This window comes from Arthrobacter gyeryongensis (genome assembly GCF_039543785.1).
Taxonomy (GTDB): domain Bacteria; phylum Actinomycetota; class Actinomycetes; order Actinomycetales; family Micrococcaceae; genus Arthrobacter; species Arthrobacter gyeryongensis.
Map to the genome: position 1 here is coordinate 169,562 of NZ_BAABKK010000011.1, position 20,374 is coordinate 189,935.

Consider the following 20,374-nt stretch of genomic DNA (forward strand, 5'->3'; position numbering starts at 1 on the left):
GGTTATAGCCGCCTCCATCCACACGACCTGCGGATCTTCCAAGCTTCAATGTTCTAACTGGACGTACCAACTACGGCATGATTGAGTCATGCCGTCCATCCCCGCTCTCGTTGAAGTGTCAGTGCTTCGCTGGGCCAGGGAAACATGCGGCCTTTCTGACCTCGCCGCTTCACGAAAGATTGGCGTTCCGGACGACCGTGTCGCGCTTTGGGAAAGTGGACAACAACAGCCGACAGTAGCCCAGCTTAAGAAGGCAGCCGCCGTTTACAAGAGATCCTTGTCGGTCTTTTTCCTCTCGGAGCCGCCGTCCGGATTCGACACTCTGAGAGACTTTCGGAGGATGGCAGGTTCTGAGGCCGGGGAATGGAGCCCTGACCTGCATGACGAGTACCGACGTGCGCATACACAACGAGACTACTTGCTGGAACTTTCCGAGTTGGACGATCAGGACATCGCTTCCGCTTGGCGTCTGCCTGAGACTCCGGGAAGCGATGAGGAGCTTGCGCGCGCCGGCCGTGATGCCTTACTTGCAGCTTCTGCCCTCGATCTGCCCCAAAATGCTGGTACACCTTACGAGCACCTGAATTTTTGGATTTCTGCCTTAGAAGAGGCCGGCGTCTTGGTGGCGGCCACTCGTGGGGGCCGCATCGCAGTGAAGGAGATGCGCGCCTTTTCGCTGCATTTCGATGTCCTACCAGTGATAGTGGTGAACGGCGCCGACAGTCCACGTGGTCGCTTATTCTCTCTGATGCACGAGTATGCGCACCTGCTACTTCATACAGAGGGACTTTGCGATACGACTACAGATCTGCGAGCGACAAGTCCGGACAGAGAGCTGGAAGCTCGCTGCAACGCAATCGCCGGATCCTTGCTAGTTCCTGGGAACGTCTTGCTTTCACGTCCTGAAGTTATCGCGCGGAGAGATAGTCCAAATACTTGGGACTACGAGACTCTGAAGCCCGTTGCTGCTGCATTTGGGGTTAGCGCAGAAGTAATCCTGCGGCGGCTTACAATTCTGGGTCGAGTCTCCAGGACGTTCTACGAGCAACAGCGCGAGACATTCTTGGCAGCGTACGAAAGGGAGGAAGTGCAAAGTCGTGCGGGGGGCGGCAACTGGTACCGAAACACTGTTCGGGATCTTGGCAAGGGATATGTGAGGCATGTAGCGGATGCGCATAGGAGGCGCGTGATCGACAGCAATACTGCCGCGATCTACCTCAATGTCAAGGTTGGTCAGATTAGCCGGCTGGCGGAAACTGCTAGTCTTCGGACAGTCATCTGATGCGGGACTTCTATTCCTTCGATACAAGCGCAATACTCAATGGCCGGCGTGACTTATTCCGTCCAACCGTTTTCCAAGGGCTATGGGCCAACATCGAGGGGATGATCGTCGACGGGCGTATTCGCTCCGTGGACATCGTCCGGGAGGAATTGAACCGCCGTGACGATGACGCCTCCTCCTGGGCGAGTAACCAACGCGAACTATTTTGTGAGCTGGACGAAGAGGTCCAGATGGCTACGCGGGACATTCTCCGGTCCCATCCCAAGCTTGTTGGGGCTGGGACCGGGCGAAATGGTGCCGACCCTTTTGTCATCGCGCTAGCCATGGTTACAACGGGCACAGTCGTAACCGAGGAACATTTCAGCGGGAACCTCCAAAAACCGAAAATTCCGGACGTATGCCAGGCCATCGGCGTCCCATGTGTGAACCTAATGGGCTTTATCGAAGGCCAGGGCTGGACGTTCTGAGGATCACGGGGCGACCCAACTGGTCGGTCCGACGCCCTGCTTGCTGGGTAGAATACGGAGCACGGAGGACCTCCTAGCGCCTACTAGAAAGGTCCCCCAACTCCTTAGTTCTATACTGTTCCGGACTCCACGTCTCCCGCCGCAGTCGACTTTGTGAATCCGAACCTGCCCTCCGGCTTCCGATTCCTTATTAATGATGCCAGGATTTCGTGGGTCCGCTGATGGAAAGCTGAATCTCTGTTTCTCATAACCTCAGCGTCTCGAATCCCTAGGGATACGAGACGAACCCTGATGAATTGCGGGGCAGCTAGCTCTCCGCGCGCTAAGTGTCGAGAGCGCAGATTTTGACAATCCCTCGGGTGCATGTGGGACTCGTGCAGACAACGTTGAGCTTGGAGATAAAGCACTGCGCGACGTCCGAAGGATCGTGCATGGCACTTGTATTGACTGGGTGAAGTAATACTTGAAGCAGGAGTCGGTTACACGGCTATGTGCATAGTGGATGGAGCAGAGCAGACTTGGAACCGACGCAGTTACCCGAGCATCATAAAGTCGCCGATCTACATCCTTTGACTCCGGGGTACCAGCCGGAAAAACACGCCGTGTACTTTGACGCGATCGAGAACGCGCTCGGATGGACTGGCGAAAAGGCCGTACGGAACATCGCGCTGACCGGCAGCTACGGCGTGGGTAAGAGCAGCATCCTGCGACGGGTCGCCGAGGACCCCGACCGGAAAGTGATCCAGGTGTCGCTCTCGACGCTCGGCTTCGGAACCGAAAGCGCCGCGACGAAGGCGGCCGCGACGCCCAGCCAAGAGGTAGACCAGGCCGCAAATCCGCTGCGCGAAACGAAGACGAACCAGATCCAAAAAGAGATCGTGAAACAGCTCCTGTACACGCAGACACCGGAGAAGATGCCCGGCTCGCGCTATCGGCGGACTTCGACGTTCAGTCCGAAGCGCGAGGCGCTGTTCTCGCTTGCCGCCGGGGTTCCGGTCGCGCTGACTTTTTTCCTCCTCGGGTGGACGTCTAAGCTCACTGCTCTGTTCACCGTCCCCGCCGATTTGGCGATCACGGCCAACATAGGCATGGCTCTGGTGTGCGCAGCGTTTGTGCTCGCGGTCCGGTATGCGACGCACAACAAAATCCGCATAGACAAAGTATCGGCTGGGGCAGCTACGATCACCTTGTCCGCAGCTTCGGACACATACTTCGATGAGTATCTCGACGAGATCGTCTACTTCTTCGAGGTAGTCGACGCGGACATAGTCATTTTCGAAGATATCGACCGCTTCGAGGACGCGCACATCTTCGAGACGTTGCGGGCACTTAACACCATCCTGAACGCGGCGAAGCAGCTCGACGGTCGAGTAATACGCTTCCTGTATGCGATAAAGGACAGCATCTTCGAAGAGCTCGGCACGCGAGCCGCTCGAGAGGCGGCCGCCAGACCGGACGCGTCCCACGATCCGGCCTTTGATGCCGCGACGCTTGAAGTGGCGCGCGCAAATCGCACGAAGTTTTTCGACCTTGTGATCCCGGTCGTTCCGTTCGTCACGCATCAGAGCGCCCGCGAGCTGATGGTAGCGGAGCTCCGCGATCTCAAGCATTCGATATCTGATGATCTCATCGACCTTGTCGCCCAGCGCGTCGCCGACATGCGTCTTATCAAGAACATCCGCAATGAATTCGTGATTTTCCAACAGCAGGTGATCAAAAAATCATCGCTTAAACTGGATGATGACCGCCTGTTCGCAATGGTGCTCTATAAGAGCACGCACCTCTCCGACTTTGAGCGCATCAAGCTCGGCACGAGCAACCTCGACACTTTGTATCGCGAGAGCCGGCAGCTGGTGCAAGAACATACTGCCAGGCTCAATGCCGAAGTCGCCGTACTGCGCCGCCGGCTCCGGTATGTGAATGACCAGTCGGCGCGGAGCGAGAAGGTTGGCGACGCGGTTAGAGCCTACATCGCCTTGGTTCTCGGCCACACTGGCTTTTCGTTCAATGACATCCGGTACGACGGCACGCCGATCCCGCTGGACGATATGCGGACTAAGGGGTTCTGGCAGAAGTATGCGGCTGGGACTGCTGATCTTTCATTTACGTATCACAACCCCTACCGGGGCGTCGCCCAGGTGTCAGGTCTTACCCGCGAAGAGCTGGAACGCGCGACCGGTGATTCGCTGGACCCCTCCAACTGGGAGTTCTCGGCTCGCGCCGAGATAGATGCCGAAATCACCGCCGCCCGCCGCGACATCGCGTTCCTCAGCAAGGCGGACGTAAGCGATCTCATTGGCCGACCAGACCTCAAGATGAAACGCTACGCGGGCGCTGCGGTGTCGTTTGCTGAGCGCGCCGCGTCGCTCCTCGGATCGAAGCTCGCCGTTGAACTGGTTACTCAGGGATTCATCGACCGCTACTTCACGCTGTATACGTCCACGTTCGTGGGCGAACGTGTCAACGCTAACGCGATGAACTTCATCTTGAAAAACGTCGATACGGGCTCCATAGACTTCTACTTCCCGTTATCTCCTGAGGAAGCAAAGGCTGTGCTGCACGAGCGGCCGAGGCTCGCGGTGCGCGAGAAGTCTTCCTACAACTTCGATTTTGTGGATTACCTGCTCAATAACGACGAGGCCTCCGCTGAGACTGTCCTGACTAATCTACGAAGGAACGGCGACGACGAGAAACAGTTCCTGGAAGCCTACCTGTCGAGCGAGCGTGACATCGTTCTGCTCGTGGGCGGACTCGTCCGTGGGTGGTCCGACGTGCTTATCGTTTTGGCGGGGGACCTCGAATTGGCCGACGAACAGCGTTTGCTGGCAGTTGACGGCGCACTCTCCGGACTTGCGGATGGCATCGACTACAGCGTCAGCGATGACCTGACACGCTATCTACAGGACAACCACACCGCGCTGAAGTCCTTCTCTCAACTGCAGGAAGCGTCACGCGCCAAGCGTCTAGCGAAGGTCGTCAACGCAGCCGACTTCCTTGTACCGGACCTCGCCCCGCTCAGCGATTCGGTCCGCCAGGCAATCATCGACGTCGAGCGGTTCGAAGTAACTCGTGACAACCTGCTGATGGCGATCGCGCCGTCCGGCGACCTGTCGCTCAACGCCCTACAGAAAACCTCGAAACACGTCTACCAGCGAATTATCTCGGATCTCGGGCCGTACTTCGCCCTGCTTACCCATGACGAGCAAACCGTCACGGATCCCGATGCCTTCGTGTCGATCATTGAGGGCGTCGACCAAGTCGATCGCGGGTCTCTCTCCACCGTGGTGGGGAGAGCGGTCGATGAATGCTGTCTACCTCACCTGAACGGCGTTGCGCCGGGTACATGGCCGGCACTCGCCTCTCACGCACGTTTCCCGTCGGAATTCGGCAATGTGGCGGCCTACATCGAGCAATATGGCATCGATGGCAACCTTGCTGTCGTCCTCGCCGCTGGAACAATCGCGGTCGATGACGATGTCGAAGAAGCCGAAAAGCTCGAACTTGCCTCGGAACTGTTGAATAGCGCCGAGCACCTCCCTTCTGCCGCCCTGCGCGCATCACTCCTTGAGAGCTTGCATCTCGAGAATTTTCTGCCCGCCTCCTCGGTGCCGACCGAGCCCGGGGAATGGGTCGGTCGTCTAGTCGAGAATCGCATCATTGACGACGACGCCGCGAGCTTTGCGTTGATCGCAACTGACGACTGGCAAGGACTCGAATATGCGATCAGGGCGTCGCGCTCAATCGCTTCGTTCATCAGCCCTGAGATTCTCGCGCCGTCAGATATGACGCGGTTCCTTGCCAGCAGCAAAGTTCCCGAAACTCTCAAACGGAGTGTCGTAGAGCGATTCGCCGAGTTCGCCGTTGGTGCGGACAGGGATGCCTTGCAGGCTCTCACTGCCTATGCCGTCAGGTACAACGCGAGGATTACCTGGGCCGACGTTAAGCAGGCAGCCTGTGCACATGTCGACCACTCGCTCACGCTGAATCTCATGCAGCGCTTCCTCAGCGGAGCCAGCCTCGACCATCTCACACCGGTGCTGGAGGCGCTCGGCGGAGACTACCCGACGCTCGGCGCCCCAAACGGAAGGCGTCGCCGCTTCCCGAACACGGGAGCGAACAGGGCGCTTCTCGAACGGCTCAGAGAACTTGGCACCGTTCACAGAATCATTCCCGACGGAACTGATCTCAAGGTCAATATGAAGAGGCAGTGACTCGTGGACGGTCGTAGGCGAGGCCGGGCCAATATGCGCATTCAGCCCAACGCTCGAGCTCTCCGGCGTTCGGGCGCCAGCGGAGTTGGATCAAAATGTTGTTGCAGCTCACTGTCTCATAACCCACGTGTCTCGAATCCCATGCGAACAAAGACACTCAAGCCCCGTTGAGTGACACTGCGAACGCGATCATAGCCAGCGGCGTAGCAGCGCGGAACCGTTGTAAGCCGACGGCTTGAGATGGGCCTCTAGGAAAGCCCAGCGCTGTCGAAGGCAGATCGGTGCCAAAATATCCCCATGACCGCTCGCCTTTTCGACCTCAATTCCACCTGGCACCTTCCGGCCGCTCCGGAGGAAGTCTGGGCGATCATCGCGGACATCGACATGAGCTGGCCCAAGTGGTGGCCATACTGCAGTTTCGCCGCACCTCTCGTTCGTACTGAGGCCGCAAGCAACTCCCAGGAAGACGTTCTCAAGGCAACCACCGCGTACCTTAACTTCAAGGCGTCCTTGGGCTACACCCTCACCATCAGCATCCACCCAACGACGGTGATCACCCCAAACGAAATTGAGTTCGATGCCGGTGGCCACCTGCACGGCACCGGCCGCGTAACCCTCAGCCCCGAAACAAATGGCGAAGCAACCCGCATGGACATCGAATGGAGAGTCCGCCCCACCCGGCTATGGATGAATTTTCTGGCCCCGATCGCAGCCCCAGCTTTCACAGCCGCGCACGCTCTCATGATGCATCAGGGGCAAAAGGGACTGGTCAAAGCGCTGAGAAAGTAGACCCGTCTACATGTTAACTAGCCACGTAATAGCAACGGTCCTACCATGGAATAGGTCAGCCTAGCTGGGAGCTTTAGCCCCCAGCTTCGAAAGCGAACTTTGAGCACGGCGAATGGGGGCACTGTGAACATAAACGCCACCCTCGCCGCGAGCCTGGACCGCCAGGAAACTCCCTCTCCCAGCGATTGGGAGACCACCTTCCGCCAGATGATGCTTTTCGATCTCGCTGCGGACATGGAACTCGGGTTCTTCCTCTCGTACTACCGCAACTTTGCGATCCCGAGCATTGCAAAGACGCTTCACACCAATGCCGAAATCCAACAGCGCGCCATGAAGCGCTCCTACGACACGGCCATCGTGATCTACGAACTCATTGCCTGCGGACTGGATAGCGACCGCGGCCGCCCCATGGTCGAGTTGCTTAACCGCGTGCACCGCAACGTCCCCGGCAGCAAGGACGACTTTCTCTACGTGCTGCTCACCCTGCTGGTGGTACCGATCCGCTGGATCCAGCAACACGCATGGCGCCAACCCACAAAGGCCGAGCTCGTAGCCGCCTCACGCTTCTTCACCGAACTGGGCACCCGCATGAACATCACCTGCGTTCCCGCCACCTACGAAGAAGCCGAGGCCTTCTTCGACAACTACGAGACCACGCACGTCGCGGCTTCGCCCGAGGGCCGGCACCTGATGGACGCCACCGTCCAGGTTTTCCAGGACCGCCTGCCGGCCCCGCTGCGCCCCGTGGCCAAGCAAATGATCAGCACCATGCTCGACGACGACCGCCTCACCCACGCGCTCGGCCTCCCCCGAGCCGGCCGGATCTCCCGGACCGCCCTCACGACCGGACTCAAACTACGCAACGCAATCACCCGCCGTCGTCCGCTGAAAACAAAACCCCATTTCACCCCCGGCGACGCAGGCTCGAGCCTTTACCCTGACGGGTATTCCCTGAACCAGATCGGCCCGGTCAACGTTCCGCACTCCCCCGCCCACGCCGGCAATGAACTACCGTGACGCCCGCAAAGTAGCGAAGAAGGCCGAACACGCGTTCAGCCTGCCCAACGACGCCACGCTCGAACTCATCCACAAGAAACTCGAACAAAAGCGCGGCAGAACCATCACGGTCGCCGAGCTTCCCGAACTAGCCAACGAAGAAGTATGCGGGGTCTGGCTCATCTGCGAAGACCGGGACGTCGTCCTCCATGCCCCGACCAAATCCGACTGGCACCGGCAACAGATCATCCTCCACGAATTCAGCCACATGATCCTCGACCACGACCTTGACGGCGTCAGCAGCGAACTGGTCAAAGCCCTCCTCCCCGACCTCGACGGCGAAATGGTGCTGCGCGCCCTCGCCCGCAGCAGCTACACCGACGACGCCGAACTCGCCGCCGAAGCCCTCGCCGATCAGCTCGCAACCCGCATCATCAACAGCGACGCCGGCACCCCGCCCGAGCCGCTGGCGTTCCGTCAAGTCTTCGGCTGATGGAATACGTCCCGGCAGCCACGCTCTGGGTCCTGACGATCCTCCGGCTGCCCGCCGCGCTCGATCCGCACCGCGGCAGTGTCTTCCGCGCGACCATCCTCGCGGCAATCGCCTGCACCCTGTACATCCCGGCGGTCTACTACGGCGTCGACCCGGTGCTCGGCGGCCGCAACCGCGCCGGTCTCGCCACGCTTTTGTCTCTGCTGCTGGGGTTCTGGCAGTTCCGGACCGCCATCCTGCTGGCGGCGGTCGATGATGTTGAAGCACGACGGCGGCAACTCGCCTTCGGCCGGTGGGCTGCGGTCATCGCATGCTCGGCCGTGACGGCAGGATTCCTTGCCAGCCGGACGCCCGTCACCGACCCGAACCTGCCCCTGAGCTACGGGGACCAGCGCGGAATGGCGGTGTTCCTCTGGACCGGGTCGGCCTTCATCATGTGGATCTGCCTTGATATCGCACGGGTGTGCCACAAAAATCTTCCGAAGATGCGAGGAACGGCCTTCCGCTCGGCCTTCTCCCTCATCGCCATCGGATGCATCCTCTTTGCCTTGGTCCTCCTCGACCGCCTGCTCTATGGAGTCGTCACGAAGGTTGAGGGCGCCGTCAGCCCCGCCGGGACGGTCCTGACGTTCTTGTACTGGGTGGGCGAAACGTTCGCCGTGGTCCTGGTCAGCCTGGGTCTCCTGCTCCCCCGACTCGCAGGCCACCTCAATCACGGCACCTTCGTACTCCGTGTCCGGCTCCTGCTTCTGGAAATCAGGCCGATCTGGAACCGTATAGCCTCCAGCCAGCGTGAGCTGATCCTTGAGAACCGGCGCGCAAACCTGCTCATCGTCTTCAGCCGGCACGCGGAAACACAACTCCACCGCCGCCTCGTCGAAATCCGCGACTGCGAAATGGCCAGCCCAGCGGCCAGCGGGCGTCTCGACGTCCACGACCGTGCCGTCGTCGAACGCGCAGAATTCGCCCTCGAAAGGCGCTCCGGCGCAAGGCTCACGCGCTAGGGTCCCCGCCAGAGGAACAAGACGCCCAGGCGTCATGCCGCGCTGGCACAACCCGGCCATGGACAGCCATAGGAATCATCGCTGTTTGTCATTCTGATCTTCGATCGTCGCTGGGCGGGACCTCCGCGCAACCAGGGCGCTGCGCGCCGGCCGCAATCCAAAACTTCGTTCGGCGCTCCTCCGTCGCTTATTTCCTCGCGAACTTTTGGACCGTTCCCGGTCCCCCAAGTTGCACTCCGGCCCCTCATCCCAGCGGTGGCTCCGCTATCAGAACGACGCCGAAAACTGAACGGCCGCCCTTCAAGGAGAATCCCGTGGAAACGCTCACCATCAAAACACCCGCCGATGTCCTTAGCTTCATCGGCCACACCCTGGGCTTCTGGCCCCACGAAAGCCTCGTCTGCATCACGATCGACACCAACCGCATCGGTGCCACCCTCCGCGTGGACCTGCCCAAGCACGACGGCGGCGAACTCGCCTACGCACGCACCGTCGCCGGATACCTCGCCAACGATCCCAAAGCCACCAGCGCCCTGTTCGCCGTCTACACCTCAACCAGCCCGGCCGCCGGGGATCCCAAACCCTACGCGGCGATGGTCGCCGCTCTCACGGGAGCCCTGGCCGAGCGGGACATCACCATCCGCGACGGCCTCCTCGTCGGCGATGAAACGGTCTCACCGTTCGACGACGACCCCGGTCTGTCTGGCGCCCTTCCCTTGGCGATGATCGACTCCAGCGAAATCAACGCCGAACTCGTCTACCGCGGAAGCGCCGTCGCTCCCACTGGCCGCGTCACCCTGCCGGCCTCGCCCAAAGAGAAAGCAACGATTGACGATGTCGAGGCCCGGATGGAAACGATCCGGCTCACCCGCGACCACCGCGCCATCGAACAGGCCCGCACGTTGTGGGCAGACATCCTCGAATCGAAAACACACCCCAACGACGAGCAGACCGTCGCCCTGATCGCTAATTTCCAGTTCCCCGCCATCCGCGACCAACTCATGGCGGACATCCCAGGCGTCGTGGGCCCGATGGAACGGATCCTGCTCGCCCAAACCCCCGACAAGCCGCAGTGGTCCCGCGTCACGTGGGCCGAAGAAGTCCTCCTCCACGCCTACACCCACAGCAGTACAAAACACTCCGCACCACTACTCACAGCGATCGCCTACATCAGCTGGTGGGAAGGGCGCGGCAGCAAAGCACACCAATACCTCGAACTCGCCCTCGAAGCAGACCCCGCCTACCGCCTCGCGAAACTCAGCGACCAACTTATCGGCAACGGAATGATCGCCGGCTGGAACATGGACAAGAACACCGCGTACCGGATGCGGGGGCTTGGGCCGACGGACTAGCAGCGCCCGTTATCGGTGAGGGATTGCGCTGTAACCAGTCATCTCAGTTGTGTCGGGCTACCGGGCGATCGCCTGCAGACACAGTGACCTCGACAATCATGCGCCGCTCTTCGTTCCAGACAACGATGCATGGCTACTCCTTGTCGCTGAATCGGGTTGAGCTAAAAGGTCAGTTGGTCGCGGCCTTCGTTCCGGTTGTCGGGCGGGCATGGCGGTCGGTCAGTAATTCAGCCGGAAGTCGAGACAGAAAGGTGACGGTGGAATGCCGCGCGTATTTCTGCCATGGACCCGGTAGCGACTAGTTCGGCCATGACAGTGTGATGGCTCAAACTGGCCGGAGTCGGGTATGCCTGCTTGAGATTTGTCATGCAGATCAGCGATTCAGTGGCCAAAGTCCTGTAGGCACGAAGTAACCGCGAATTTCCGGACTCTGACACGAGAGTCGTATGGAACTCCAGGTCGAGCTTGGAGACGCGGAGCCAGTTATCGGCAGCAGCCGCTTCCGACAGCTTCGTCGCAACCGCAAGAAGCCTTTCGGACACTTGCTTTCTCCGAGCCGCCGACTGAGCTGTGATGATTTCGGCAGCGCCGAGTTCGAGAATCTCGCGGACGCCGTAGATCTCGTCTACGTCACGTGCGGTGAGATCGACCACAAAAACACCGCGGTTGGGCTTGCTTACAAGCAGCCCTTCCTGGCTCAAGCGCTGCAGCGCCTCCCGGAGCGGCCCACGGGAAAGGTTGAGCTGGCTTGACACTCGCGTCTCGTTGATCTGCTGGCCAGGGGCAAAGTAGCCGTCAACTATCCGTTCGCGCAACTTCTCGGCGATGTTGGCTGAAGTTGATTGGGGGGTCATGGGGGCAAGGCCTGGTCTGTTATTCATTTCTTTACGCTTCCGGCAATGTATGACCGGGCTTGCTCAGCACGGTAGGGCAACTGGCAGGCCCTTCGGGCTGGGTGCTCGTTCATTGAGCCTTTTCTTGCTCTCTCCGGAAAACCGAAGGAAGCCGTGAGTCACGTGCAGCACGACGGCAGGAGGATTGTAAAGAGTTGACAATCAACACCGACCAGCCAGAGAGTTCGACGTAGGGGTCTCGGCCGGGGACCGGGCTCGGAGGCACTTGTGGTCAAATGACGGCGACACGGCCGGACGTTACTGGTCCATCGCCCGCAGAAGAAAGTCGTAGGCAGGCGATGCGGGATGAATCACTTTTTCTTGCTCACAGGTGATGCCCTTGCTCAGGGTTGCATGCATGCGGTGCCCTTGTAACACGATACCCACTGAGCCTTGTTCCACTGAATCCGACCAGCGGATCGATGTAGCCGTAGCAGTTCACCCACATCGTGCCTGTGTGGACACCCTGGACCACTCGCAGAGCAGTGGACAGGCTTTGTGACCACGCAGCCCCGCCGAGACCGTATTCGCTGTCATTCCCGATAGCGATCGCCTCGTCCACGTCGTCGAACGGAATAATCGACAGAACCGGTCCGAAAATCTCTTCGCGGGCGATTTGCATCTCGTTGGTCACGCCGCCGAAGACGCTCGGCTGCATGAAGTACCCGTTCCCTAGTTCGCCTTCGAGCCGTTGGCCGCCGCAGAGCAGTTCGGCACCTTCGTTCCGGCCGATGTCGATGTAGGACAGCACGGTGTCCAATTGGGTTTGGTTGACGACGGGGCCCATGGTGGCGGCGGTGTCCAGGCTGTGCCCGACCCGCAGGGTATCCAATGAAAGCCAGCAGCCGTTCGGTGAACGCATTGACGATGGACCTCTGGACGAGCACCCGGGTGCCGGCGAAGCAGATCTGGCCGGAGTTGGAGAAGACGCCCATCGCGGCTCCTGGCACCGCTTTGTCCTTCCGGGACCGGTAACGACATTGATGACGCCGGGGAGCGTTCAGCACTGTTATGTGGAGTCCAGTGCCCTCGTTGTCATAGCTTGGAATCGTTAGATAGCACTCGATCACTAGCAGGATTTCTCCTCCCTCAAACGAGAATTTCACATCGGAGGGCGTTAGTTCCGGGAGATCGCGAAGGTCAAACTCTGACGTCTCGCTCGGGTGGATGACCATATCGGGGATGTAATCTAGCCCTTGGTGTTTCGGAAGTCTTCGATACATCTGCCGCAGGTGTGTGGCGCTGATATCTTTCAGGTCGCTCTCCACTACGTCGGGAGCGTCGTCCCTATCCGTGCGCTCAACGCCATTCAGCTTTAGTAGTAGCTGTCTCCATCGGTTTGGATGTTACCGAACGTGAACCGCAAGTCCTTATGCACTGAGTGCCGCGCCTCTCTCGTGATCCGCCAGCCGTACTTGACGGCACATGGTTATCGGTCGCTGCCCGCACTGTTGGAGCTGCCACCTGATGCTGCCGGTTCCTTTCCCGAGCAAAGGTCGTGGGACTCTGACATCGGCGAATTCTGATCACCGACCCGACAGCCGGCCGTGAGAAACCGTTTGTAGGTGTCATCGCCGCCATGACCGGCGCTTTGGCGGAGCGGCACATCACCATCCGTGACGGTCTTCCTCGTCGGCGACCAGACCGTTTCACCGTACGACGACGAGCCCAGCCTTGATCGTGTTCTGCCTCTGTCGATGATCGACTCCAGCGAAATCAACGCCGAACTTGTCTATCGTGGAAGCGCCGTCGCACGAACCGGCCGGATCACCCCGCCGGCCTCAAACAAGGAGACGACGTTCGACGCCGTCGAGGCCCACATCGAATTGGTCGGGAGGTGTCACGACCACAGCGCAATCGAAAAGGCCCGCACCCTGTGGGCAGGAATCCTCGAGGCCAAAACCTACCCGAACGATGACCAGGTCGTCGCTCTGATCGCGAACTTCCAGTTCGCCGCCATCCGCGACCAGCTGATGGCCGACATCCCCGGCGTCCACGGCCCCATGGAACAAATCCTGCTCGCCCAAACACCCGGGAGGCCACAGTGGGACCGTGTCGAATGGGCACAGCAAATACTGCTCCACGCCTGCACCCACAGCAGTACCAAACACTCAGCACCCCTGCTCACTGCTATCGGGTACATCAACTGGTGGGAAGGCCGCGGCAGCAAAGCCCACCAATTCCTAGAACTCGCCCTCGAAGCGGATCCCGGGTACCGCCTCGCTAGACTCAGCGACCAACTCCTGAGCTACGGCATGCTGGCTGGGTGGAACATGGACAAGAACACGGCGTACCGGATGCGGGGGCTTGGAATGGATTGACGAACCGTCGACTATAGACGGTCAATACATGGGATTAGAGGTAGCTGGGAGAGCTTCCGTTCCGTAGCTACAGAGACGCTTCCGCAGGTCAGGCATCTTTTGGCGATCGCTTCGTCACGGCTTGCCGCTCGGCCATCGTTAGCGCCTTGTAAGCGTGCACAGCCTGGAACCGTCGCCAGCAACGACCGCCACGCCGCTACGCCGGGGTATTCAAGTGGGGCAACGTGTCCGTCGCGCGGGGATTTCAGTGAGCATCGCGGGACCCCTTGACGTGAGGGGCGTGTGTCAGTAGAGTCGCTCGGAAGCTAATGCTGAACAACTGTTCGTATTTACGTACGATGGCAGATGATAGAGCTCGCCGATGCGCGTTGTCTTGTGTGTCGACGAGGATGCGGACACGAGAGAGGAGCCGGTGTGACCGGAGAACATCTTCAAGCCCAAGCTCGACGGGTCATAACAGGGGTCAACGCTGACGGCAAATCGTGCTTTGTCAGCGACGGATTGACTCCACACCGACTGCCCGGGCCAGGCATCACAAAATGCGACATCTGGCGCATTAGCGACCTGCCCGTCTCATACAATGACGCTGACGGCATCAACGATGGAGTAGTCACAGAACCGCCCAACGGCGGACTGGTATTCCGACAGGCGACTTTCGCTCCGGACTCAGAGTGGGACCAGACGCTGGGCTACTCAGACTCCAAGGGGCAACTTCGCGGAACGGTGCCTCTTGAAGAGAGCGGCGGCGTCCCTGGCTTTCATTTCACCGATTCTGTAGACATCGTTACTGTGCTGAACGGCGAAATTGTCGCGGTCACGGAAACCGAGGAGAAAGTCCTTCGAGCGGGCGACACGATCATCATGCGCGGCGTTAAGCATGCCTGGTGCAATCGGACAGATAGACCGGTGACAGTTCAATCCATCATGATTTCGGCCGAATAACAGGCCGCCGGAACTGAAACACCTCTACCCATCCGGCAGGGTGCGAAGGGTACCTCGCGACGCAGAAGCGCGCAATGCTGGGGGATCAAAAAAGGTAGAGCCACGGTGGGGCCGTCACCACGCGAGCTCCACCTCGCGATTCAACTTCAGGGATAGAACGTCTCTACCCGGACGACTGGGCTTCCCACGGAGCCAATTGGAAGAAAGACAGAGCGCATGGACGTCATAACTGCTTTGAGGCGCAATCTAATGAGCACGGGTCGCTGGTACGCGGTATTCTTGTGCTTGCTATGCAACGTGATCGACGGACTCGATCTGCTGCTCGCGTCGTACGCGCTTCCTCACCTTCCCGCGACATTCGCCACGGCTGAGGAAAAGGGCCTGCTAATCAGCCTTGGCTTCGTTGGAATGGCCTTCGGATCTATCGTCCTTAGTCCTCTTGCGGATCAGGTGGGACGCAGGAACCTCATCGTCCTTAGCCTTTTAGTCTCCACGCTGGCTATGGCCGCCACTGCCGCGGCACCATGGATGGAACTGGCGCTGGCGGGCCGGCTCGTCACCGGCGTAGCAGTCGGGACCGTGACGCCGCTATCGTTCGTGCTCGCCGATGAGTATGCCTCTGAGTCCCGCCGGAGCTTCTGTGTGGGAATCGTGGCGCTCGGCTTTCCGGTTGGCAGCACGCTCGGCGGTGCGATCGGGCTTCTCGCGATTAGTTCCTTCGGTGGGGCCTGGCAGGCGCTCTACTGGTTCGGGGCACTACTCAGCTTCGTGGTCTTCCTGATTGTCTATGTGTCCCTGCCCGAAAGCTTGGGCTACCTCGTCAACCGCAAGCCGCGAGATGCAGAACGGCGCGTAGCGCGAATTGTTGCTCGCATGCGCCTAGGCGATGTAGATCTAACCAAAACGCCACAAACGACCGAGGCGGAGAGCCGAACGACGCGGAAAGCGGCGTCCTGTCGCCCCGCTACCGGCGCAGGACCCTGCTGATGTGGATTGGATACACCGCAAGTTCCACCGCTATCTACTTTGTTATCACCTGGACGCCGCAGCTGGTCTCGACGGCGAGCGGAAGCACAGAGACAGGCACACTCGTCGGCACGATGATCAGCATCGGCACCTTCGTAGCTGCCATACTGTTCACACTCATCGTCCTGAGGGTCTCCCCCACGAAAGTCTGCTGGATAGCTGCAGCCATCGCGGCCATAGCGCAGCTCGCGTTCGCACTGACGCTCACGAACGGTGCCGCAATCGCCGCGGCCGTCCTCCTTGGCATGAGCCTGCAGGCAGTTCAGGCGGCCTATCTGGCAAGTTGCACACGCCTTTATCCAACACTGATTCGGGCACGTGCGGAGGGGCTGATGATGGGTCTTAGCCGAGTCGGCACCATCCTCGTGCCACTTCTCGTCGGTTACGTGCTTTCAATTATTCCGCCGCAGACAATGTATTTGTTGGCTTCTGTATTCGTCGTCCTTGCCGCCAGCGCAGCATTCGCACTGTGGTCGACCACAAGACGTGAACTCGAAATCCCCGGAGAGGAGCCAGCGGCCGCTGAGCCGGGCCTGGTGTTGCCGACGCCATCCGGCAGGTGATGGTCGAACAGGCTGCTCGCGAGTGGTGAACTGTCACCAAGCAGCGCTGCGCGGGTCAGTCGCGGCGCGCTGGTCCGTGCCCGACACCACGGCGTTCACATGTAGGACAGCACCGCTTTTTGTTGGCGCAGGGTCACAGGCCGCCGTGAGCGCGGTCCGGTGGAATTGTTTCATATCCGATTGGCATGAGTTCTCACAACCAGAAAAGGAGCGTACAGATGAGCGGGATCATCGTAGTAGGCGTTGACGCCAGCAGAACCGCGAAGAAGGCCGCGGAATCGGCGCGGGATCTGGCAGCTGCCCTTGAGGCCTCACTCCATGTGGTGTCCGCCTTCGACAGCGACCGCGCGGAAGTTTTTGGCAGCGGCAGTGACCAATTGATTGTCTCCGCCGCCGGCGCTGCTGAGCACGTTGCCCGGACGGTTGCAGAGTCATTGTTGGGGCGGGGCATCAAAGTGACCTTCTCTGCTGTCCGTGGTAGACCCGCGGACGCCCTCATCAAGGAAGCACAGCGGATGGATGCACGCATTATCGTGGTGGGAAACCGCAGGATGCAGGGCATAGGCCGCGTCCTAGGCAGCGTCGCTAATAGCGTGGCACACAACTCCCCCTGTGATGTCTATATAGCTAACACATATGAGGCCGACTGACTTTGCGCGACTCGAGCGGGTGCTTGACTGGATCAGGAAGAACGACTGGGCGAGCGCTTCAACCCTTAGCGTGAATCGGATATTCGATTCACAGTTGGACTACACGGATTGCCACCGTGATCCTATCCTGCAATAGTGGTTAGCAGGGCTAATTAGCATCGCTAAGTAAATTCAAGTAGGCACGAGGAAGTTCATTGACCACAACCACGGCCACAGATCACGGGCCCGGTGACATAATCAGACCGGATGTTCTGGCCATTGACCTCCGGACGGCGGTGATGCGCACATCCCGCAGGCTCCGCGTCGAGGCGACCGGTGATGTCGTTACGCCGGGGCAATACACGGTCCTGGCCCAACTGCGCTACGGCCCGCAGACCCTTCGCGAACTAGCCGAACGCGAACACGTACAGGCGCCGTCGATGACCCGGATCGTCAACGCCCTGACCGATCAGGGCTTTGCCACGCGGACAGCCCACCCCAGAGACGGGCGCCAGATACAGGTGGGTATCACTCCGGCCGGTGAGGATGTCCTCGCTGAAGCCCGCGAACAGCGCAACGCCTGGCTGGCGCAGCGGGTGGCCGGGTTGAGCGAAGAAGACCGCCTCATCCTCAGCCGCGCCGCCCACATCATGCAGCGATTGAGCGAGAAATGAACGCCATGTTCCGCTCGCTTGAGAACCGCAACTACAGGCTGTGGGCAGGAGGGGCACTCGTGTCCAACATCGGCACCTGGATGCAGTGGGTGGCGCAGGACTGGCTCGTTCTGACGGTCCTCACCGACCACTCCGGGACCGCCGTCGGGATCACCACTGGGCTTCAGTTCCTCCCAATGCTGCTCTTCGGCCCCTACGCAGGAGTCCTCGCAGACCGTTTCCGGAAACGCACAATCCTGCTGTGGACACAAACAGCCATGGGACTTTGCGCGCTGGCAGTGGGACTTCTGGTGGTGACCGGTTCGATACAGCTCTGGCAGGCCTATGCTGCCGCCATGTGTTTGGGACTTGCCGCTGCCGTTGACGGGCCGGCTCGTCAGGCCTTCGTCTCGGAATTAGTGGGCCCAGAACACGTCGCCAACGCGGTGTCCCTGAACTCGGCATCGTTAAACACCGCCAGGCTCACTGGACCAGCCATCGCCGGAGTGGTCATTGCCTGGATCGGCACCGGACCGATCTTCCTCCTCAACGCCGCCAGCTTCGCGGCCGTCCTGGTCTCCTTGTTGCGGATCCGCACCTCTGAACTGGCCCCGGCCACCCCGGCAACCCAAGACAAGCACCCGGTGGTCGAGGGCCTGGGCTATGTGCGGCGGCGCCCGGACCTGGCCCGCATGTTCGTCATGGTCGGGATGCTCGGCGCCTTCGGCATGAGCTTTCCTATCACCAACGCACTCATGGCCACGGCCGAATTCCACATGGGCCCCGGAGAATTCGGCTTCCTGGGCTCCATCATGGCCGTAGGGACACTCGTTGGCGCCCTCCTCGCGGCCCGAAGGTCCGGCCCACGGTTGCGTTACCTGATCGGCGGCGCGTTGGGATTGGGGCTCTTCACGCTGATTGCCAGCATAGCGCCGTCGTTCTGGCTCTACGGCGCACTCCTCATCCCCGTAGGCCTGGCCTCCATCACCTTCCTCAACAGCTGCAACACCAGCATTCAACTTTCCGTGGACCCACAATTCCGCGGCCGGGTGCTTGCCCTCTACCTCGCCGTCCTGCAAGGCGGAACCGCACTCGGAGCACCGCTGACGGGATGGGTCGGAACGCAATTCGGCGCCCGCTGGGCCGTGGCCACCGGCGGCACCATCGTGACGCTGACAGCCAGCTACTTCGTCATCGCCATCAAGCGGAGCAGCCCCTTGACTTTCCGTGCACATTCAGCACAGCGTTCCCGGGGCAAGAGCACAGCTCGCACCTCCTAAAAACGCCACCGTCATAGGCAAAGAAGTGTCCTAGGATGGCATGCTCAACTTGACGCCGCTGATTCTGCTCCAGCGTTCATAGCTCTGCGTGTTTGGCGGGGCATGGTTCGGTATCGTCAATAAGACGGAAGTCCGGGGTCCTGCTGGGATGAGCGTGTTGTCGATTGCCACGCTAGCTGGCCAGGACACAGCTACTTTCACCAACATTCGGCCGCCAAGGGTTGGCCGGTCAGCGAGGTCAGGGTCGGTGATTGCGTCCAGATGCTGGAAGCCGCGGCAGGGCTGCGCGTATCCTCCGGCTAGGAAGCGCGCGCCACCAGTCCGCCGTTCTACCATCTGCTTCAATCCCACGGCGTGCTCGGCGAGGATGCTCCGGCCGCGATCGAGCTGTTCTCCGGCCCCGCCTGGCCCAACTGCGAGAAGCTCATCGACCGCTACCTGATCGCCTGTCGTCCGGTGCGAGACTTATCGTTCGACTAACTGCGCGAACCCCAGCCCGCGGTTGACTTCTCGTGGCGACCCACCCTCTTCACTCGGTCCTAATGTCTCTGTCGGCAGTGGGCATCGGGACCGCAGCACGGATCCTCACCGGAGTCGCCTCCCACACGGGCAACAAAGTCCTAAACGCACCCTCTACCTCTCCGCGTTCGCAGCGCTCAAAGACCCGCTCTCAGGCGCCTATTACGACCGCAAACGCGCCGTAGGCAAAAGACATAAACAAGCCCTCATTGCCCTCGCCCGACGCCGCAGCGACACCCTCCATGCGATGCTCCGCGATGGCTCCATCTATCAACCAAAAACACCCACAGCCGCTTGACGAAAAGCATAGGGGCACGCTTAGGTCTGCAGTGGCTGTGGGTCCTTCTCCGTCCTGACTCATGGCACGCAGGTAGTTTCTCGGTGCGGGTGGCGCGCGGCCACCGTGCTTTTGGTGGCCAGCGATCGACACCGCGGCTCATTTCCTTCGCGGATCTCGGGGCGAGCTTACACATTTGCCGGGCAGGCGCCCTCAGCTCAGAGTTTCAAAGAAGCGCGGCTGCAGAAGTTTCGGGATTTTGTTCCATCAACTTCTCCAGCCGCGCATGATCTTGACCTAGCTGTCGTCCCCGAGGACCTCTCGAGCGACTTTGAAGGCAGCAAGGCCCGCCGGCATTCCGGCATAGACAGCTACTTGCAGCAAGCATTCCTGGACTTCTTCTCGAGTAAGTCCGTTCACGAGCCCGGATCGGATGTGCCCCGCCAAAGCGTCAGGGCGATCCATTGCTGCGAGCATTCCAATGTTCAGAATGCTCCGGCTGCGACGATCAAGTCCAGGCCGGCCCCAGATCTCGCCCCAGCAGTATTCCGTGACCAAATCCTGGATCGGACGAGAGAATTCGTCTGTGTCATTCAGGATACGGTCCACGACCTCATCGCCGTTGACTTCGCGCCTAATCTTGACGCCTGTTTCGTAGCGGTCCGTGCTCATGATGT

At 60.2% G+C, this 20,374-nt stretch carries 18 protein-coding genes and 2 pseudogenes; 16 read left to right on the top strand and 4 right to left on the bottom strand.

Going from position 1 to position 20,374, the window contains the following annotated elements; all coding sequences use genetic code 11:
• The first annotated feature begins 88 nt into the window (after window positions 1–88).
• The 8 genes from ABEA18_RS10140 to ABEA18_RS10175 all read left to right on the top strand — a co-directional run bounded on the left by ABEA18_RS10140 (window position 89) and on the right by ABEA18_RS10175 (window position 10,594).
• On the top strand, window positions 89–1,282 hold the full coding sequence (locus tag ABEA18_RS10140) for an XRE family transcriptional regulator (RefSeq protein ID WP_345449225.1): 1,194 nt from the start codon (window positions 89–91) through the stop codon (window positions 1,280–1,282).
• A complete protein-coding gene (locus ABEA18_RS10145) occupies window positions 1,282–1,749 on the top strand; it encodes a DUF4411 family protein (protein WP_345449226.1) in 468 nt (155 codons plus the stop codon). Before ABEA18_RS10140 ends, ABEA18_RS10145 begins: the two co-directional genes overlap by 1 nt.
• Before the next feature lie 518 nt (window positions 1,750–2,267).
• Window positions 2,268–5,960, top strand: coding sequence for a YobI family P-loop NTPase (locus ABEA18_RS10150; protein WP_345449227.1), 3,693 nt, complete (start codon window positions 2,268–2,270; stop codon window positions 5,958–5,960).
• 297 nt (window positions 5,961–6,257) lie between these two features.
• The gene (locus ABEA18_RS10155) at window positions 6,258–6,749 is read left to right on the top strand and encodes an SRPBCC family protein (protein WP_345449228.1); all 492 of its coding nucleotides are present in this window, start codon (window positions 6,258–6,260) and stop codon (window positions 6,747–6,749) included.
• 123 nt (window positions 6,750–6,872) lie between these two features.
• Complete coding sequence (locus ABEA18_RS10160; RefSeq protein WP_345449229.1) at window positions 6,873–7,766, top strand: oxygenase MpaB family protein; 894 nt, start codon at window positions 6,873–6,875, stop codon at window positions 7,764–7,766.
• Window positions 7,753–8,238 (top strand): hypothetical protein, encoded by a 486-nt coding sequence (locus tag ABEA18_RS10165; RefSeq protein WP_345449230.1) that lies wholly within the window; start codon window positions 7,753–7,755, stop codon window positions 8,236–8,238. Before ABEA18_RS10160 ends, ABEA18_RS10165 begins: the two co-directional genes overlap by 14 nt.
• Entirely contained in the window at window positions 8,238–9,242 is a 1,005-nt protein-coding gene (locus tag ABEA18_RS10170) for a hypothetical protein (RefSeq protein WP_345449231.1), read from the top strand. The genes ABEA18_RS10165 and ABEA18_RS10170 overlap by 1 nt, the downstream gene beginning before the upstream one ends.
• A gap of 314 nt (window positions 9,243–9,556) precedes the next feature.
• Window positions 9,557–10,594, top strand: a complete 1,038-nt coding sequence (locus tag ABEA18_RS10175) for a DUF4192 domain-containing protein (protein WP_345449232.1) — start codon at window positions 9,557–9,559, stop codon at window positions 10,592–10,594.
• A gap of 227 nt (window positions 10,595–10,821) precedes the next feature.
• Here the strand turns inward: ABEA18_RS10175 and ABEA18_RS10180 are convergent, their stop codons facing one another.
• The 3 genes and pseudogenes from ABEA18_RS10180 to ABEA18_RS24635 all read right to left on the bottom strand — a co-directional run.
• A complete protein-coding gene (locus ABEA18_RS10180; protein ID WP_345449233.1) occupies window positions 10,822–11,448 on the bottom strand; it encodes a GntR family transcriptional regulator in 627 nt (208 codons plus the stop codon).
• 364 nt (window positions 11,449–11,812) lie between these two features.
• Window positions 11,813–12,349 carry an aldehyde dehydrogenase family protein gene (locus ABEA18_RS10185; RefSeq protein ID WP_345449234.1) on the bottom strand — a complete coding sequence of 179 codons (537 nt, stop codon included), beginning with the start codon at window positions 12,347–12,349 and terminating at the stop codon, window positions 11,813–11,815.
• A 31-nt stretch (window positions 12,350–12,380) separates the two neighbouring features.
• Window positions 12,381–12,710, bottom strand: a pseudogene (locus ABEA18_RS24635) (hypothetical protein); the annotation flags it as partial.
• 393 nt (window positions 12,711–13,103) lie between these two features.
• On the opposite strand from ABEA18_RS24635, the gene ABEA18_RS10195 reads away from it, so the two are divergent.
• From ABEA18_RS10195 to ABEA18_RS10230, 8 genes and pseudogenes are all read left to right on the top strand, one after another.
• Window positions 13,104–13,808, top strand: a complete 705-nt coding sequence (locus ABEA18_RS10195) for a DUF4192 family protein (RefSeq protein ID WP_345449236.1) — start codon at window positions 13,104–13,106, stop codon at window positions 13,806–13,808.
• Between the two features lie 414 nt (window positions 13,809–14,222).
• The gene (locus tag ABEA18_RS10200) at window positions 14,223–14,750 is read left to right on the top strand and encodes a cupin domain-containing protein (RefSeq protein ID WP_345449237.1); all 528 of its coding nucleotides are present in this window, start codon (window positions 14,223–14,225) and stop codon (window positions 14,748–14,750) included.
• 249 nt (window positions 14,751–14,999) lie between these two features.
• Window positions 15,000–15,737 (top strand): MFS transporter, encoded by a 738-nt coding sequence (locus tag ABEA18_RS10205; protein WP_345449238.1) that lies wholly within the window; start codon window positions 15,000–15,002, stop codon window positions 15,735–15,737.
• The gene (locus ABEA18_RS10210) at window positions 15,737–16,339 is read left to right on the top strand and encodes an MFS transporter (RefSeq protein WP_345449239.1); all 603 of its coding nucleotides are present in this window, start codon (window positions 15,737–15,739) and stop codon (window positions 16,337–16,339) included. Before ABEA18_RS10205 ends, ABEA18_RS10210 begins: the two co-directional genes overlap by 1 nt.
• A 218-nt stretch (window positions 16,340–16,557) precedes the next feature.
• The gene (locus ABEA18_RS10215; RefSeq protein ID WP_345449241.1) at window positions 16,558–16,989 is read left to right on the top strand and encodes a universal stress protein; all 432 of its coding nucleotides are present in this window, start codon (window positions 16,558–16,560) and stop codon (window positions 16,987–16,989) included.
• A gap of 278 nt (window positions 16,990–17,267) precedes the next feature.
• The gene (locus ABEA18_RS10220; protein WP_345449273.1) at window positions 17,268–17,642 is read left to right on the top strand and encodes a MarR family transcriptional regulator; all 375 of its coding nucleotides are present in this window, start codon (window positions 17,268–17,270) and stop codon (window positions 17,640–17,642) included.
• Complete coding sequence (locus tag ABEA18_RS10225) at window positions 17,639–18,901, top strand: MFS transporter (RefSeq protein ID WP_345449242.1); 1,263 nt, start codon at window positions 17,639–17,641, stop codon at window positions 18,899–18,901. Before ABEA18_RS10220 ends, ABEA18_RS10225 begins: the two co-directional genes overlap by 4 nt.
• Window positions 18,902–19,410: 509 nt before the next feature.
• A pseudogene (locus ABEA18_RS10230) lies at window positions 19,411–19,718 on the top strand (IS110 family transposase); the annotation flags it as partial.
• Window positions 19,719–19,994: 276 nt separating this feature from the next.
• On the opposite strand, the gene ABEA18_RS10235 reads toward ABEA18_RS10230, so the two are convergent.
• On the bottom strand, window positions 19,995–20,369 hold the full coding sequence (locus ABEA18_RS10235) for a carboxymuconolactone decarboxylase family protein (protein ID WP_345449243.1): 375 nt from the start codon (window positions 20,367–20,369) through the stop codon (window positions 19,995–19,997).
• Between the last annotated feature and the right edge of the window lie 5 nt (window positions 20,370–20,374).

Bases quoted from the DNA above. Each gene is read 5' to 3' on its own strand.
- ABEA18_RS10155 (WP_345449228.1), top strand. From the start codon at position 6,258: ATGACCGCTCGCCTTTTCGACCTCAATTCCACCTGGCACCTTCCGGCC.
- ABEA18_RS10235 (WP_345449243.1), bottom strand. From the start codon at position 20,369: ATGAGCACGGACCGCTACGAAACAGGCGTCAAGATTAGGCGCGAAGTC.
- ABEA18_RS10165 (WP_345449230.1), top strand. From the start codon at position 7,753: ATGAACTACCGTGACGCCCGCAAAGTAGCGAAGAAGGCCGAACACGCG.
- ABEA18_RS10215 (WP_345449241.1), top strand. From the start codon at position 16,558: ATGAGCGGGATCATCGTAGTAGGCGTTGACGCCAGCAGAACCGCGAAG.
- ABEA18_RS10220 (WP_345449273.1), top strand. From the start codon at position 17,268: ATGCGCACATCCCGCAGGCTCCGCGTCGAGGCGACCGGTGATGTCGTT.
- ABEA18_RS10145 (WP_345449226.1), top strand. From the start codon at position 1,282: ATGCGGGACTTCTATTCCTTCGATACAAGCGCAATACTCAATGGCCGG.
- ABEA18_RS10225 (WP_345449242.1), top strand. From the start codon at position 17,639: ATGAACGCCATGTTCCGCTCGCTTGAGAACCGCAACTACAGGCTGTGG.
- ABEA18_RS10180 (WP_345449233.1), bottom strand. From the start codon at position 11,448: ATGACCCCCCAATCAACTTCAGCCAACATCGCCGAGAAGTTGCGCGAA.
- ABEA18_RS10140 (WP_345449225.1), top strand. From the start codon at position 89: ATGCCGTCCATCCCCGCTCTCGTTGAAGTGTCAGTGCTTCGCTGGGCC.
- ABEA18_RS10170 (WP_345449231.1), top strand. From the start codon at position 8,238: ATGGAATACGTCCCGGCAGCCACGCTCTGGGTCCTGACGATCCTCCGG.
- ABEA18_RS10205 (WP_345449238.1), top strand. From the start codon at position 15,000: ATGAGCACGGGTCGCTGGTACGCGGTATTCTTGTGCTTGCTATGCAAC.
- ABEA18_RS10185 (WP_345449234.1), bottom strand. From the start codon at position 12,349: ATGCGTTCACCGAACGGCTGCTGGCTTTCATTGGATACCCTGCGGGTC.
- ABEA18_RS10210 (WP_345449239.1), top strand. From the start codon at position 15,737: ATGTGGATTGGATACACCGCAAGTTCCACCGCTATCTACTTTGTTATC.